Below are 15427 nucleotides of genomic sequence, written 5' to 3'. Positions count from 1 at the left end.
CCGCAGGGGCAGCAGGTCTATTGAATTTCTCCCGTGGTGATTTGGCCGGCCGGCTTGCAGCCACGTTAAAAAAGTCGCTAAAGGGCCGCGTGCGGACCGGTAGCGATTCTTATCGCGGCCGGTTTTTTGTTTTTGTCGAGTGATAACGATGCCCATCAAGATTCCCGATACGCTGCCCGCGTTCGAAGCCCTCCAGAGCGAGGGTGTGCGGGTGATGACCGAAACGGTGGCGATCCGGCAGGATATCCGCCCCCTTCAGATCGGGCTTCTCAACCTCATGCCGAACAAGATCAAGACCGAAGTGCAAATGGCGCGCCTTGTCGGCGCCTCGCCCTTGCAGGTGGAATTCTCGCTGATCCGCGTCGGCGGCCACAAGGCCAAGAACACATCGGAAGAGCATCTGCTCGCCTTCTACCAGACTTGGGAGGAGGTGAAGCACCGCAAATACGACGGCTTCATCATTACCGGCGCGCCGATCGAGCTGCTGGATTATGAGGAGGTCACCTACTGGGACGAGATGCAGCAGATCTTCGACTGGACGGCGACCAATGTCCATTCCACAATGAACGTCTGCTGGGGCGCGATGGCGGCTGCCTATCATTTCCATAGGGTGCCGAAATATACGCTGAAGGAAAAAGCCTTCGGGGTCTATCGCCACCAAAACCTGAAGCCGTCCTCGGTCTATCTCAACGGCTTCTCCGATGATTTCGCCATTCCGGTCTCGCGCTGGACGGAAGTGCGCCGTGCCGACATCGAAAAGGTGCCGGGGCTACAGATCCTGATGGACTCCAGCGAGATGGGCGTCTGTCTGGTCCACGAGCAGGCCTGCAACCGGCTCTACATGTTCAATCACGTGGAGTATGATTCCACCTCGCTGGCGGACGAATATTTTCGGGATGTGAACGCGGGCGTGCCGATCAAGATGCCGCACAATTATTTCCCGCATAACGACCCGGAAATCGCGCCGCAGAACCGCTGGCGCAGCCATGCGCATCTGTTCTTCGGCAACTGGATCAACGAGATCTACCAGACCACGCCCTATGATCTCGAGGAGATCGGCCAAGAGAGGTTCTGAGCTTGTTCATTCCCTTCTTCCTGAAACTGAAGGAAGCGAAGGTTCCGGTGACGCTCCGGGAATTCCTGTCGCTTCTGGAGGGGATGGAAGAAGGGATCGCCGATTACGACGTCGAGGCCTTCTACTATCTGGCCCGTGCGGCGCTGATCAAGGACGAGCGCTTCATCGACCGTTTCGATCAGGTCTTTGCCGATTACTTCCGCGGTGTCGAGGCGGTCGGCAGCGATGCGCCGCCGGCCGAGCAGGTCGCGATCCCCGAGGAATGGCTGCGCAAACTCGCTGAAAAACATCTGACGGACGAGGAAAAGAAGCTGGTCGAGGCGCTCGGCGGCTTCGAAAAGCTGATGGAGACGCTGCGTCAGCGTCTTGCCGAACAGAAGGGCCGGCACCAGGGCGGCTCGAAATGGATCGGTACGGCGGGCACGTCGCCGTTCGGCGCGTATGGCTATAACCCCGAAGGCGTGCGCATCGGCCAGGACGCGTCCCGTCACCGCAAGGCGGCGAAAGTCTGGGACCGCCGCGAATTTCAAAATCTCGACGACAGCGTCGAACTCGGCACCCGCAACATCAAAGTGGCGCTGAAACGGCTCCGCCGCTGGGTGCGCGAAGGAGCTGCCGAAGAGCTCGATCTTTCCGGAACGATCCGCTCCACCGCAGAGCACGGCTATCTCGACGTCCAGACCCGGCCGGAGCGGCGCAATGCCGTCAAACTGTTGATGTTCTTCGATGTCGGCGGTTCGATGGATGATCATATCCGTGTGGTCGAGGAACTATTCTCCGCCGCCCGCGCCGAATTCCGGCACATGGAATATTTCTATTTTCACAACTGCCTCTACGAAGGCGTATGGAAGGACAATCGCCGCCGGCGCGCCGATATTACCGCAACGGCCGACCTGATCCGCACCTTCGGTCCCGACTATCGCGTCGTCTTCGTCGGCGATGCCTCGATGAGCCCCTATGAGGTCACCCATCCCGGCGGCTCCGTGGAACATTGGAACAGGGAGGCCGGCGAAGCCTGGCTCAGCCGTATCACCGGCCATTTCCGCAAATGCGTCTGGCTCAATCCCGTGCCCGAAAACTATTGGACCCACACCACCTCGATCTCAATCATCCGCCGTCTGCTTGCCGAGCGGATGTACCCGCTGACGCTTGGTGGTTTGGAGAGGGCGACGAAGGAACTGTCCCGCTGAGACAATCTACATTGATTGCCTGCTTGTCTTCATCATGCATGCTTGATGGCGATGGCTAGGCACAAGACCGCGGCAAACCCGAACAAAACACCTCGCCGGCCTGTCGTACGCATTGCACATTTCCGGCGCAGTCTGCCGGTTCCGAAGCCGTCGGGAGAAACCCGAGCGGCACTTGATCGGCCACCCGCCGCCTCTAAATTTCGCAATCGACCGATTGCGGACCGGCGCAAATGGGGGCAGGGTCAAGCCTCGAATTTTCAATGGGAATGGATGAGCTGATATGACGAAAGACAATTTGGAGCGGGAAGTTTTCGGGACGACGGCCGATGGAGAAACGGTCTATCGCGTCAAGATAGTCGGCGGCGGCCTGACGGCTCACATCATGACCTGGGGTGCCGTCATTCAGGACCTGCGGCTGGACGGCCATAGCCCGTCCCTGCTGCTCGGCTTCGATGACTTCGCCGATTATCCGGCCCATTCCTCCTATTTCGGCGCCACGCCCGGCCGCTGCGCCAACCGCATCGGCGCCGGCCGTTTCACGCTGGACGGCAAGGAATATCAGCTCGACCTCAACGAAAAAGGCGTCACCCATCTGCATGGCGGCAAGGATAATACCGCCAAGCGCAACTGGACGATCGTCGAACACGCCATCGACCGCGTCGTGCTGAAGATCGTCGATCCGGATGGCCGCGCCGGCTATCCTGGCAATTGCACGATCCAGGCGACCTATTGGGTGCATGGCAACGGCGAATTCTCGGTTACCTATGAATCGACGACCGATCAGCCGACGCTCGCCAATGTCTGCCAGCACGCCTATTTCAACCTCGATGGCCACGACGACGCGCTCGGCCACGACATCATGATCGCCGCCGACCACTATACCCCGACGGATGAAAAGCAGGTGCCCACGGGCGAAGTGCGTCCCGTCGCCGACACTGTCTTCGATTTCCGCGAAATGGCGCCGATGATGCGCTTCGATGGGACCGAACAGGCGCTCTACGACCATAATTTCTGCCTGTCGTCCGAACGCACCGCCAAGCGCTCGGTGGTGCTGGCACGCAGCGTCAATTCCGGCGTCTCGCTGGAAGTGCGCACGACCGAGCCCGGGGTGCAGTTCTATGCGGGCTTCAAGCTGGATGTTCCCGTTCCCGGCCACGATGGCCGCAAGATCGGCCCCTTCGCAGGGTTCTGCCTGGAAACCCAGGTCTGGCCGGATGCCATCAACCACGAGGGCTTCCCGAACGCCGTTCTTCGTCCCGGCGAAGTACTGCGGCAGGAAACGGATTACATCTTCACCAAGAACTGAGCTGAAGGTACCCAATCACGGAATTGTCGGCCGGGCGCACTGCGCCCAGCCGATTGAATTTTAGCCCCGCAGATCAGATTCACCTTGCAGATTGGTTCTAAATAGGTTCTATGAAGGACCCATGGATAGAACCAGTTTAGTCGCTGAATTGAACAGTCGTGGCCTGCGCGACGCGGCCATGAGCGGCCCGTTGTACAAGCGCCTGGCGCAGGCGCTGACCGGGCTCATCCAGGAAGGCCTGCTGAAATCGGGAGCAGCGCTGCCGGGCGAGCGCGACCTGGCCGAGGCATTGCAGGTCGGCCGCGTCACGGTCCGCACCGCCTATCGCGATCTGCTGGCCTCCGGCGCGATCGAGTCACGCCATGGCAGCGGTACTTTCGTGTCGCAGCGCGTCGAGCGTATCGAACAATCGCTCTGGCGCCTCTCCTCCTTCTCCGCCGATATGCGCTCGCGCGGTCGCGAGCCGGCGGCAAGGATCCTGTCGCGCAGCGTCAGCACGCCGGCACCCGAAGAATGCTTTCTGCTCGGTCTCGGGCAGGACGAGCCCGTGCTGCGGCTCGATCGCTTGCGCCTGGCCGATGGCCAGCCGCTCGCCATCGAGCGCGCCGTCGTACCGATCAAATTCGTCGGCGAGGATGCGGTTTCCGAGGGTTCGCTCTATGATGCGCTGGCTGGAAACGGCTTCAAGCCGGTCCGGGCCCTGCAACGGCTGACAGCCGTGACGCTCGATCCGACCTCCGCGTCGATCCTCAACGTCAAAGCCGGCGCGCCCGCGCTTTTGATCGAACGTATTTCACGCCTGGAAGACCAGCGCGTCGTTGAATACACCCGCTCGCATTATCGCGGCGATGCCTATGATTTCGTTGCCGAATTGAGAATTGGAGATGACCTATGAGCGAGACCCAATCCCTGATGCTGACGGAAGCCGGCCAGTCGCCGGATGTTGTCGCGGCGCTGCTTGAGAAAGAAAAGCCCGTCTTTGCTGAAATCGCAAAGCTCTTCACCTCTACGCGTCCCTCTGTTATCACCACGGCCGCACGTGGGTCTTCCGACCATGCCGCCACCTTCTTCAAATATCTCTTCGAGATCTCCCATGGCGTACCCGTCGCGTCGGTCGGTCCGTCGATCGCCTCGGTCTATGGCGCCCCCCTGCATCTAAAGGGCGGCATCCACTTCACCGTATCGCAATCCGGCGGCAGCCCCGACATCATCGCGCTGCAGGCCGCCGCCAAGCAAGGTGGTGCCACCACGATCGCCGTCGTCAACGTCACCGACAGCCCGCTCGCCAAGGAGGCCGATATCGTGCTCGGTCTCAACGCCGGCCCGGAAAAGAGCGTCGCCGCCACGAAATCCTTCATTGCCTCCGTCGCAGCGCTCGCCGGCGTCACCGCCGCGATCTCGGGAAACCAGGCGCTTGCCGCCGGCCTCGCCAAATTGCCGGAAGCGCTTGCAGCGACATCGGGGATCGACGGCAAGGCCGCCGAGGACGTGCTGTTCAACGCGACATCGCTTTATACCGGCGGTCGCGGTCCAGCATTCGCCATTGCGCTGGAGGCAGCCCTGAAGGCCAAGGAAACCTCTGGCCTGCATGCCGAAGCCTTTTCGCTTGCCGAGCTGATGCACGGACCGATGCGGCTAGTGCAGCCGGGCTTCCCGATTGTTGCCTTTTCGCCCGACGATGCCGCCTTTGCCAACAATGCCCAGGCGCTGGAGCGCCTGCAGAAGCTCGGCGCCACCGCCGTCTCCTTCTCTACCGCTCCGCTACCCGGCATCAACCTTCGCATGCCGACCACCGGCAACGGTTTGCTCGACCCGCTGGTGTCGCTGCTCTGCTATTATCGCCTCATCGAATCCGTGACGCGTCGCAAGGGATTCGATCCGGATAAGCCGGCTAATCTTCTCAAGGTAACGGAGACCATGTGATGGATTACAAGGTCTTTACCGGCGCCCGCGTCTTCGACGGCGAACGGTTTCACGAGGACAGCGCCTTGGTGACCGGCAATGGCCGGGTGCAGGCGATCACCGCCGCCAACAATGTGCCGGATAATGCCGAAGTGATCCGCCTTGACGGCGGCGTCCTGTCCCCCGGCTTCATCGACGCACAGGTGAACGGCGGTGGCGGCCGCATGCTGAACGACGGCCCTTCGCCGGAAGCCATGTATACGATCGCCGAGGGGCATCGCCCCTATGGTACGACGGCGCTGCTGCCGACGCTGATCACCGATATCGCTGCGACGACGACGGCGGCGATCGAGGCGGCGACCGAAGCCGTCAAGGCCAACCGAGGCGTCGTCGGCCTGCATCTCGAAGGCCCGCATCTGGCGCCGGCCCGCAAGGGTGCACATCTTGCCGAACTGATGCGCCCGGTCGAAGACAGCGACGTCAAGACCCTCATCCGCGCCCGCGAGGCGATCGGCATCCTGCTGGTCACCATGGCGGCCGAGCAGGTCACCGCACGCCAGGTACAGGCGCTGAACGAAGGCGGCGTCATCGTCAGCATCGGCCATAGCGACTGCACCGCGGAAGCGGCCGATGCCCGCTTCGACGCCGGCGCCCGTGGCGTCACCCATCTTTTCAACGCCATGAGCCAGATGGGTCATCGCGCGCCGGGCCTCGTGGGCGCAGCGATCGACCATCCCGCGCCCTGGTGCGGCATCATCGCCGATGGTCACCATGTCGATCCACGAGCCCTGCGCATCGCGCTTCGCGCCAAGCGCGGCGAGGGCCGGCTGTTCTTCGTCACCGATGCCATGTCGCTGGTTGGCACCGACCTTCCGAGCTTCACCCTGAACGGCCGCACCGTCTATCGCACCAAGGGCGGCTATTGCTCGAAGCTGACGCTGGATGACGGCACGCTTGCCGGCTCCGATGTCGATATGGCCTCGACGATCCGTTACGGCGTCAATATCCTTGAATTGCCGCTGGCAGAAGCCTTGCGCATGGCGACGTCCTATCCCGCGCGCTTCCTGCGGCTTACCGACCGTGGATATCTGACGCCCGGCGCGCGTGCCGATCTCGTCCACATCAATGACGGCATCGAAGTCACCAAGACATGGATCTCCGGCCAGCGATCGGCCTGAAACCGCAAACGAGAGAGGCACGGAATGACCGCAGTCACGGACAGCTATTTCTCCGCCCTCATCGGCCGGCTGGAAACCTTGCGCGAGACGCTCGCCGAGCCGATGGCCAAGGCTGCCGCCGTCATCAGCGCGGCGGCGCGCGCCGATCGACGCGTCTATGTCTTCGGCACCGGCCATTCGCATATGCTGGCGGAGGAGGTGCACTACCGCGCCGGCGGCCTGGCCTTCACCATCCCCGTGCTGGTCGGCTCCGCCATGCTGCACGAAGGCGCCGTCATCAGTTCGGTCTATGAGCGCACCGAGGGCCTGATACGGCCGATTTTCGAGCGCTACGGCATGCAGTCCGGCGATGTACTGATCATCGCCTCCAATTCCGGCGTCAATGCCGCCCCGATCGAGGCTGCCGATTACGGCCGCGAGATCGGCGCGACCGTCATCGCCATTACTTCCCTCGCCTACTCCACCGCTATCGCCAATGGCCGCCGGCGGTTAGCCGATATCGCCGATATCGTCTTCGACAACGGCCTGCCGCCTGGCGACGCCGTCATCGATCTGCCAGGCAGCGATTTGAAAGTCGGGCCGGCATCGACTGCGATCGGCGCCACGGTGTTGAATGCCGTTTTTGCCGAAGTCGCCGCCGAGCTTTGCAAGGACGGCGACCCGCCGGTCTATCTCAGCGCCAACATGCCGCGCGCCAAGGAAATCAATCAGCGGCTGGTGAAAAAATACCGGCCGCGCAATCCACATCTCTGATCCGTATCACTGCGCCGCGGCGTCGTGGGCTGAAGGCGCTTCCGCCGCAGCCTCCGCCGCCGGCCGGCGCCGCCTGCGCAGCACGACGTAGAAGACGGGCGTCAGGAACAGGCCGAACAACGTCACGCCGAGCATGCCCGAGAAAACCGCCGTACCCAGCGACTGGCGCATTTCCGCGCCGGGGCCGGTGGCGATCATCAGCGGCACGACGCCGAAGATGAAGGCGAAGGCAGTCATCAGGATCGGCCGCAGGCGCAGATGGCTGGCCTCGATTGCCGCTTCGACGGCACTCTTGCCCTCCTCCTGCGCCTGGCGGGCGAATTCCACGATCAGGATCGCGTTCTTCGCCGCAAGGCCGATCAGCACGATGAGGCCGATCTGCGTCAGGATATTGTTGTCCATGCCCCTGAGATGCACGCCGATGAGGGCAGCCAGCACCGCCAGCGGCACGATCAGGATGATGGCCAGCGGCAAGATCCAGCTTTCATACTGCGCCGAGAGCGCCAGGAAGACGAAGATGACCGACAGCGCGAAGATATAGACGGCCGTATTGCCGGTGTTCCTTTCCTGATAAGCGAGCTCCGTCCATTCGAAGGTCGTACCCGCCGGCAGGAGGTTCTTCGCCAATCCTTCCATCGTATCGAGCGCGGTGCCGGTCGAAACTCCCGGCCCCGGATTGCCCTGGAGGGGGACCGAGACATACATGTTGTAGCGTTGGACAAGCGTCGGCCCGGTCGTATCCCGAATGTCGACCAGCGTCCCGAGCGGCACGAGCGCACCGGTTGCCGAGCGAACTTTCAGAGCGAGAATATCCTCCCGGTCCATGCGATATTGCTGGTCCGCCTGCGCCCGTACCTGATAGACGCGGCCGAAGGCGTTGAAGTCGTTGACATAGGACGTGCCGAGATTGATCGACAAGGTCTCGAAGATATTCGGGATCGGCACGTTCAGCGCCCGCGCCTTGTCACGATCGACCGCGAGGAAATATTGCGGGCTATTGGCCGAGAAGGTGGTGAAGACGCCGCTGACCCCCTTGTTCTGCGCGGCCACGCCCATGAGCTGATAGGCCAGCGGGAGAATCCGGCGCATATCGGCATTTTCCCGGTCCATAAGCTGCATCTTGAAGCCGCCGGAATTGCCGACGCCGCGGATGGAAGGCGGCGGAATCGCGATGATGAAGGCTTCCTGGATGCCCTGCAGGCTGCCGTAGAGCTGACCAATGATTTTGCTGGCGCTCTCCCCGTTCTTCAATCTCTCCTCAAACGGTTTGAAGGGCGTGAAGATGACACCGGAATTCGAGGCATTCGTGAAGGTCGCGCCGTTGAAACCGGCGAAGGCAACAGCGTTTTCGACGCCCGGCGTTTTCCTGATGATCTCGGTCGCCTTCTGAATGACGGCGTTGGTGCGCGCGAGCGACGCTCCATCCGGAAGCTGTACGACAACGATGGCATAGCCCTGGTCCATGGTCGGGATGAAGCCTTGCGGCACGATCTTGCCCATGTACCACGTCGCACCCAGCAGCCCGACGAAAACGACAAGAGCGCAGCCGAGCGCGACCCAGGTCGTGACGAGATGGCTGATGACCCAGGAATAGCCGCTGCTCATCCGGTCGAAGCCGCGGTTGAAACCGTTGCCAAGAGCGCGGCCGAAGCGCGAGAAGATGTTATTCGATTTCTTATGGTCATGCGGGCGCAGCACGATCGACGCGATCGCCGGCGACAGCGTCAGCGAATTCAGGCAGGAAATCGCTGTTGCAACGGAAATCGTCACCGCGAACTGCCGGTAGAACTGCCCCGATATGCCGGGAATGAAAGCCGTCGGCAGGAAGACGGCGATGAGGACCAGCGAAATCGCCAGCACGGCGGTACCGACCTCGTTCATGGTCACGTGCGACGCCTCTTTCGGCGTCATCCCGAGCGCAAGATTGCGTTCGACGTTTTCGACGACGACAATCGCATCGTCAACGACGATGCCGATGGCGAGCACTAGGCCGAACAGCGTCAGCATATTGAGCGAGAAGCCGAAGGCCAGCAAAAAGGCGAAGGTGCCGATCAACGATACCGGGATGGCGACGATCGGAATAATCGCCGTTCGCCAGGATTGCAGGAAGACCAGCACGACGATGGCGACGAGGATCGCTGCCTCGAAGATCGTCTTGTAGACCTCGTTGATCGATTCCGAGATGAACTCCGTCGGATTGTAGACGATGCGATATTCGAGGCCCTGGGGGAAATCCTGTGCCAGATCCTTCATCGTCTTCTGGATATCTGCGGCGGCATCGAGCGCATTGGTGCCGGGCCGCGAAAAGATGCCGAGCGCAACGGCGGGAGCACCGTTCAGATAGCTGTTGGTGACATAGTCCTGCGCGCCGAGTTCGATGCGCGCCACATCCTGCAACTGCACGAGCCGACCGCTATCCGTCGCCTTGACGATGACATAGCGGAATTGTCGCGCATCGGAAAAGCGCCCCTGGGTCGTCACCGTATATTGAAAGGCATTGGTGCCCGAAACCGGCGGCCCGCCGATCGAGCCGCCCGATACCTGCACGTTCTGATCCCTCAAGGCCTGGACTATATCGCCGGCCGTCATGCCGTAGGCGGCAAGCTTTTCGGGGTCGAGCCAGATGCGCAGCGAATATTGCCGCTCGCCGAAGAGCTGCACGTCGCCGACGCCGTCGAGCCGGACGAGAAGGTCGCGGATGCGCGTGCGGGCGTAGTTGGAGATATAGAGTTGATCATAGCGATTGCTCGGAGAAAGCAGATGCACGACCATCATCAGGTCAGGCGAGCTTTTGACCGTGGTGATGCCGATGCGGCGAACCTCATCCGGCAGGCGGGGCTCGGCGATGGAGACGCGGTTCTGGACCAGAACCTGCGCCTTGTCGAGATCGGTGCCGAGCTTGAAGGTAATGGTCAGCGACATCGAACCGTCGGCGCTGGAATAGGAGGACATGTAGAGCATGTCCTCGACGCCGTTGACCTCCTGCTCGATCGGCGTCGCCACCGTATCGGCAATGGTCTGCGAATCCGCACCCGGATAGGAGGTTCGCACCACGATCGTCGGGGGTGCCACTTCCGGATATTGCGCGACCGGAAGCTGGAAATAGGCGATGCCGCCGACGATCAGCAGCACGATGGAAAGGACCGACGCGAAAATCGGCCGGTCGACGAAGAAATGGGAAAATCTCATTGGTCCGACCCCTGGACCGATGCCTGTGTCGGCGCCTCCTCGTTGGTCGCATCCGGCGGCAGTTGGACCAATTGCGGTGCAACCTTGACGCCGGGCCTGATGCGCATCAGCCCGTTGACGACGATGGTTTCGTCGCCAGTCATGCCGCTGCGGATGACGCGGTAGCCGTAAAGCTTCGGCCCAAGCCGCACGGATTTCGGCGTAACGCTGCCATCGGCACCGACGACGTAGACGACGCGCTGATCCTGATCGGCGCCGATGGCCTCGTCGGGAACAAGGACCGCCTTGTAACTATTGGAACCCGCGACCTGGATGCGCCCAAAAAGGCCAGGCTGCAAGACGAGATTCGGATTGGGGAAGCGGGCGCGCACACGGATCGTGCCGGTTTGGTTGTCGACGCGGTTTTCCGCGAAATCGAGCTTGCCCTTGAACGGCTGCTGGCGATTGTCGGCGATCATCACGGTGACATCGAGGCCGCCGCCGCCCTGCTGCAGAACACTGCCGTTCTTGCGCGCCTCATCAGCATAGGAAAGCAGCCGCCGTTCATCGACGTCGAAATAGAAGTCAATCGGATCGAGCGAAACGATGGTCGTCAAAACGGTCTGGTCCGCCTGGACGAGATTGCCGACCGAAATCAGGCGCCGGTCGATGCGGCCGCTGAGCGGCGCAGTGATCCTGGTATATTCCATGTCGAGCGAGGCACGATCGACAGCCGCCTGCGCGCCGCGGACATTTGCCTGCGCCGAGATCAGATCGCGGCGGCGATCGTCGAGATTGGATGCGGACAAACTGCCGGTACCCGCCAATGCCTGCGTGCGCTGAAATTGCGCATCGGCATTCGTCAGTGTCGACTTCGCGACTTCGAGGGAAGCCGTGGCTTCATTCAGCGCGTTGACGTAGGGCCGTTGGTCGATGACGAAAAGCAGGTCTCCCTGCTTGACTATGGTACCGTCCTGAAAATGCACCTCCTGCAGATAGCCGCCGATGCGCGAGCGCACGGAGACCTCATCGACCGGCTGGAAGCGGCCGATGAATTCATCGCTGTCGATGACATCGCGGACCACGGGCTTGGCGACCGTCACCGGTGCCGCGGGCGGCGCATTTTGCGCTAGCGCCTGAGATCCCGTGAGAACAGCAATTGCACAGCTTAAGAAAGCGACACGCGCCAGCGTCATCGGCATGAAGGAACCCCCTGACCAATAAATCACCCACGGCAAAAACTGCCGCGTCAAGCGTTCATGATGTCTGCCTGCAGCCTTCCGCGAAGGACCTACACCGCCAGCGGCGGAATCTCGTCAGATCTCTTCGGACTTCTCAATGCGTCGCGGATGACTGACGATCCGCGGCGTCCTCCAGCTCTGGAACGCCGTGCGTTGGTTTAAACGCAGAAGGGGCGCTCTGGACGTTTGAACCTGGAGCATCTGTTCGCTTGGAGGGGATATTTACCTGAAAGCAGGATGCTCTAGTCTGGTACTTTCAACACAATGTATAAACAGTTTATCGAATTCGACAACAGGGAATAGCACCGGCTGCAACCATCTGTTTTCTTTAATATACCGATGGCTATGAAAGGTTGATGACACGGTTTGAACCGCGCCTCAGCCCTCCAGCTCTTCCCGCAGCATCTCGAGCTCCAGCCATTCCTCTTCCATTTTCGTCAGGCTGTCGCGCAGCTTTTCCATCTCGGCCGCAAGGCGGTTGAAGCTTGCCGGATCCTTGGCGAAGAGGTTGGGATCGGCCATTTTCTTTTCGCGGGCGGCGATGTCAGCCTCGGCCTTCGCCATCTCCTTCGGCAGGTTTTCCAGGGCGAATTTCTGCTTGTAGGAGAGCTTGCCCTTACCCTTCGAAGCTTCAGCGGTGGCTGCCTGCGTCTCCGCTGCTTTCGGCTTCTCGGCTGCCTTTTCGGCTCGCTTGCGCTCCTCGATTGCGCCCTTGCGCTGAGCGAGCATGTCGGAATAGCCGCCGGCATATTCGATCCAGCGGCCGTCCGGCTCTTCGGGATTGGCAGGTGCGATGGTTGAGGTCACGGTCCGATCGAGGAAATCACGGTCGTGACTGACGAGGATAACGGTGCCGTTGAAGCCGGCGACGATCTCCTGCAAGAGGTCAAGCGTCTCGATGTCGAGATCGTTGGTGGGTTCGTCGAGGATCAGGAGATTGGTCGGCCGCGACAGGATACGCGCCAGTATCAGCCGGGCACGCTCGCCGCCGGAAAGATTCTTGATTGGCGTACGCGCCTGTTCCGGCTGGAACAGGAACTCCTTCATATAGCCGGTGACGTGCCGCTGCTCGCCATTGACCAGCAGGTTTTCACCGCGGCCGTCCGTCAGGTAATTGGCGAGCGTATCCTCCGGATTGAGGTCTTCGCGCTTCTGGTCGAGGGTGGCGATCTCCAGATTGGTGCCGAGCTTGACCGTGCCGCCGTCCGGCGGCAATTGGCCTGTCAGCATCTTCAGGAGCGTCGTCTTGCCGGCACCGTTCGGACCGACGAGACCGATACAGTCGCCGCGATGCACCCGGATCGAAAACGGCGCGACGATAACGCGCTCGTCATAGGTCTTGGTGATCTTGTCTGCCTCGATCACCAGCTTGCCGCTTTCCTGCGCGTCGGCCGCCGCTGCCTGCACCGTGCCCTGCGGTCCCTTATGGCCGCGATGGCGCGCGCGCATGTCCTGCAGCTCGCCGAGGCGGCGCATATTGCGCTTGCGCCGCGCGGTCACGCCGTAGCGCAGCCAGTGCTCCTCGCGCTCGATCGCCTTGCCGAGCTTGTGCTGTTCCAGCTCCTCGGCCTCCAGCACCTGGTCGCGCCAGCCTTCAAAAAACGCGAAGCCGCGATCGAGCCGCCGCGACGTGCCGCGATCGAGCCAGACGGTCGCCGTCGACACCTTTTCCAGGAAGCGCCGGTCGTGCGAGATCAGCACCAGGGCGCTGCGGCTCTTCTGTAGCTCGCCTTCCAGCCATTCGATGGTCGGCAGGTCGAGATGGTTGGTCGGCTCGTCGAGCAGAAGGATATCCGGTTCCGGCGCAAGAACGCGGGCAAGCGCCGCGCGGCGCGCCTCGCCGCCCGAGAGGTTTTTCGGGTCCTCCTCACCGGTCAGGCCAAGATGGGAGAGCAGGTAGGTAACGCGATAAGGATCGTCGCCCGGTCCGAGCCCGGCTTCGGCATAGGCGGCCACCGTCTTATAGTCGGCGAAATCCGGCGCCTGCTCGAGATAGCGCACCGTCGATGACGGATGACGGAACACTTCGCCGGACTGCGCCTCGACAAGGCCGGCGGCGATCTTGAGGAGGGTCGACTTGCCGGAGCCATTGCGGCCGACAAGGCAGATCTTATCGCCCGGCTCCACCTGCAGCCCGGCGCCGGCCAAGAGCGGCGCGCCGCCGAAGCTCAGAAAGATGTCGTCGAGTTTCAGGATGGGAGGGGCCAAGATCAGACTCCGCTGAGATCATAGGGGCGGGCAAGGACGATCGCCCTGCCGCTGCCGAGCGAAAGGCGCACAGTGCCTTCAGCCACATTGGAAATGGTGCGCGACGCGCCGAAGGGCAGATGGAAATCGCGCAGGGGATAGCGGGCGTTGTGAATGAAGAGACCCTTCAAGTCGCTGAAGCCCAGAATGGAAAACAGCGAGCCGGCCGGCAGCGCCAGTTCCAAGTCGCCCGGCAGCAGCGGCACGGCCTCTTCATCGCCCGAGGTCAGCAGCACGTCGAAACCTTTTTCGGCGAGCTGAACGCCATTGATCAGATGCTGGATCGCATGATCCGAACGTTCCCCACCCATGGCGCCGGCGAGGATCAATCGCTTTGCACCACGGTCGATCGCTTCCGACACGGCGATCTCGCCGTCCGTCGCTGCCTTTGCCTCCGGATAGGGCTGCTTGGGCACATCCGGAAATGCACCGTGCAGATCCGCCGGCGTCGAGTCGAAATCGCCGACCCAGAGCTCGGGCGTCGCATTGAGCGCCACGGCATGGCGCATGCCGCCATCTGCCGCAATGAAACGGCTGCCCGCGACCGCCGCGCGCAGCCGGTCCGTCAGGCGAAGCTCGCCGCCAAGAAGGATGGTGAAGGTGGTGGATTGGCTCATGTGCCAAGCCCATAGCGCAAAGACGCGTCCTAAGGGAAGAGCGCTGTTGGCAAGAACGGCGGTGTCAGCCGTTCAGCCGTCTGTTTCCTTGATGCGCGCCTGGAAAACCCGCTCGTAACCGCTGACGAACCGATCGAACAGCAGCGAGAAAGTCTCGATGTCCTCGGTCGACCAGTCGGCAATGATGCTCTCGATGACCGAAAATTTCTGCGCCTGGATTTCGGCGAGCAGCCTTTGGCCCAGCGCGGTCAGCACGACCACGATGCGACGCGCATCCGCCTGCGACGCCTTGCGGCGCAACACGCCGCGGGCGACCATGTCAGCGACGATGCGGCTTGCCCGCGATGGATCGATGCGCAGGATTTCGGCGATGGTCCCGACCGTGACTTCGCCGGCCTCTTCCGCGCGCCTTACGGCATCGATGACGTCGAGATGCGAAAGCTCCAGGCCCGGCGCAACGTTCTGGATGGCAAGCCGACCGATCATGCGGCGGCCGGTCATCAGGCGCATGCGGGTCATCACCTGCCCGATGCGCAACCGGTTTTCATCTTCGGGCAAGGGTGAGGCTTCAACTTCTCGTGTGTTCGTCGCTGATGTCATCATTCCAACATATCAGAGACGGATAGGAATTAAAATATGCAAACAGCATTCACTTGCCATTGACAGTTATATGCTGATAGCACATATATTGTTCCGGAACATTCGCTTTCGAAGACCTGTCCGAAAACGCCATGTTCCGCATTCAGGAAC

The 15427-nt window shown here is 61.7% G+C and carries 12 protein-coding genes and 1 riboswitch; of the genes, 7 read left to right on the top strand and 5 right to left on the bottom strand.

The genetic code is table 11. The features are described from left to right. The first annotated feature begins 23 nt into the window (after positions 1–23). Positions 24–101: riboswitch (SAM riboswitch) on the top strand. A gap of 47 nt (positions 102–148) precedes the next feature. The 7 genes from metA to PH547_RS11485 all read left to right on the top strand — a co-directional run bounded on the left by metA (position 149) and on the right by PH547_RS11485 (position 7404). Continuing rightward, a complete protein-coding gene (gene metA / locus PH547_RS11515; RefSeq protein WP_104824803.1) occupies positions 149–1075 on the top strand; it encodes a homoserine O-acetyltransferase MetA in 927 nt (308 codons plus the stop codon). Between the two features lie 2 nt (positions 1076–1077). After that, positions 1078–2265: a vWA domain-containing protein gene (locus tag PH547_RS11510; RefSeq protein WP_104824804.1), complete on the top strand. Its 1188-nt coding sequence runs from the start codon at positions 1078–1080 to the stop codon at positions 2263–2265. A 280-nt stretch (positions 2266–2545) separates the two neighbouring features. Then, the gene (locus tag PH547_RS11505) at positions 2546–3571 is read left to right on the top strand and encodes an aldose epimerase family protein (protein WP_104824805.1); all 1026 of its coding nucleotides are present in this window, start codon (positions 2546–2548) and stop codon (positions 3569–3571) included. A gap of 121 nt (positions 3572–3692) precedes the next feature. Continuing rightward, the gene (locus PH547_RS11500) at positions 3693–4466 is read left to right on the top strand and encodes a GntR family transcriptional regulator (RefSeq protein ID WP_285168286.1); all 774 of its coding nucleotides are present in this window, start codon (positions 3693–3695) and stop codon (positions 4464–4466) included. Next, positions 4463–5494, top strand: a complete 1032-nt coding sequence (locus tag PH547_RS11495; RefSeq protein WP_104824807.1) for an SIS domain-containing protein — start codon at positions 4463–4465, stop codon at positions 5492–5494. The genes PH547_RS11500 and PH547_RS11495 overlap by 4 nt, the downstream gene beginning before the upstream one ends. Further along, on the top strand, positions 5494–6651 hold the full coding sequence (gene nagA / locus PH547_RS11490) for an N-acetylglucosamine-6-phosphate deacetylase (protein ID WP_104824808.1): 1158 nt from the start codon (positions 5494–5496) through the stop codon (positions 6649–6651). Before PH547_RS11495 ends, nagA begins: the two co-directional genes overlap by 1 nt. Positions 6652–6675: 24 nt before the next feature. Further along, complete coding sequence (locus PH547_RS11485; RefSeq protein ID WP_104824809.1) at positions 6676–7404, top strand: SIS domain-containing protein; 729 nt, start codon at positions 6676–6678, stop codon at positions 7402–7404. Positions 7405–7410: 6 nt separating this feature from the next. Here PH547_RS11485 and PH547_RS11480 read toward each other — a convergent pair whose 3' ends face one another. The 5 genes from PH547_RS11480 to PH547_RS11460 all read right to left on the bottom strand — a co-directional run bounded on the left by PH547_RS11480 (position 7411) and on the right by PH547_RS11460 (position 15277). Further along, on the bottom strand, positions 7411–10593 hold the full coding sequence (locus PH547_RS11480) for an efflux RND transporter permease subunit (RefSeq protein ID WP_104824810.1): 3183 nt from the start codon (positions 10591–10593) through the stop codon (positions 7411–7413). Beyond that, positions 10590–11774, bottom strand: a complete 1185-nt coding sequence (locus PH547_RS11475; protein WP_445944967.1) for an efflux RND transporter periplasmic adaptor subunit — start codon at positions 11772–11774, stop codon at positions 10590–10592. The genes PH547_RS11480 and PH547_RS11475 overlap by 4 nt, the downstream gene beginning before the upstream one ends. A 417-nt stretch (positions 11775–12191) precedes the next feature. Continuing rightward, a complete protein-coding gene (locus tag PH547_RS11470; RefSeq protein ID WP_104824812.1) occupies positions 12192–14021 on the bottom strand; it encodes an ABC-F family ATP-binding cassette domain-containing protein in 1830 nt (609 codons plus the stop codon). A 2-nt stretch (positions 14022–14023) separates the two neighbouring features. Further along, the gene (locus PH547_RS11465; protein ID WP_285168285.1) at positions 14024–14677 is read right to left on the bottom strand and encodes a thiamine diphosphokinase; all 654 of its coding nucleotides are present in this window, start codon (positions 14675–14677) and stop codon (positions 14024–14026) included. Between the two features lie 72 nt (positions 14678–14749). Further along, entirely contained in the window at positions 14750–15277 is a 528-nt protein-coding gene (locus PH547_RS11460; RefSeq protein WP_285168445.1) for a MarR family winged helix-turn-helix transcriptional regulator, read from the bottom strand. Positions 15278–15427: the final 150 nt, after the last annotated feature.

This window comes from Rhizobium cerradonense, from assembly GCF_030182455.1.
Classification (GTDB): Bacteria; Pseudomonadota; Alphaproteobacteria; order Rhizobiales; family Rhizobiaceae; genus Rhizobium.
Note: the sequence above shows the minus strand (reverse complement) of the source record. Positions and strands in the feature narration are given on the sequence as shown.

Bases quoted from the DNA above. Each gene is read 5' to 3' on its own strand.
- PH547_RS11495 (WP_104824807.1), top strand. From the start codon at position 4,463: ATGAGCGAGACCCAATCCCTGATGCTGACGGAAGCCGGCCAGTCGCCG.
- PH547_RS11475 (WP_445944967.1), bottom strand. From the start codon at position 11,774: ATGCCGATGACGCTGGCGCGTGTCGCTTTCTTAAGCTGTGCAATTGCT.
- PH547_RS11460 (WP_285168445.1), bottom strand. From the start codon at position 15,277: ATGACATCAGCGACGAACACACGAGAAGTTGAAGCCTCACCCTTGCCC.
- PH547_RS11500 (WP_285168286.1), top strand. From the start codon at position 3,693: ATGGATAGAACCAGTTTAGTCGCTGAATTGAACAGTCGTGGCCTGCGC.
- PH547_RS11485 (WP_104824809.1), top strand. From the start codon at position 6,676: ATGACCGCAGTCACGGACAGCTATTTCTCCGCCCTCATCGGCCGGCTG.
- nagA (WP_104824808.1), top strand. From the start codon at position 5,494: ATGGATTACAAGGTCTTTACCGGCGCCCGCGTCTTCGACGGCGAACGG.
- PH547_RS11505 (WP_104824805.1), top strand. From the start codon at position 2,546: ATGACGAAAGACAATTTGGAGCGGGAAGTTTTCGGGACGACGGCCGAT.
- metA (WP_104824803.1), top strand. From the start codon at position 149: ATGCCCATCAAGATTCCCGATACGCTGCCCGCGTTCGAAGCCCTCCAG.
- PH547_RS11480 (WP_104824810.1), bottom strand. From the start codon at position 10,593: ATGAGATTTTCCCATTTCTTCGTCGACCGGCCGATTTTCGCGTCGGTC.
- PH547_RS11465 (WP_285168285.1), bottom strand. From the start codon at position 14,677: ATGAGCCAATCCACCACCTTCACCATCCTTCTTGGCGGCGAGCTTCGC.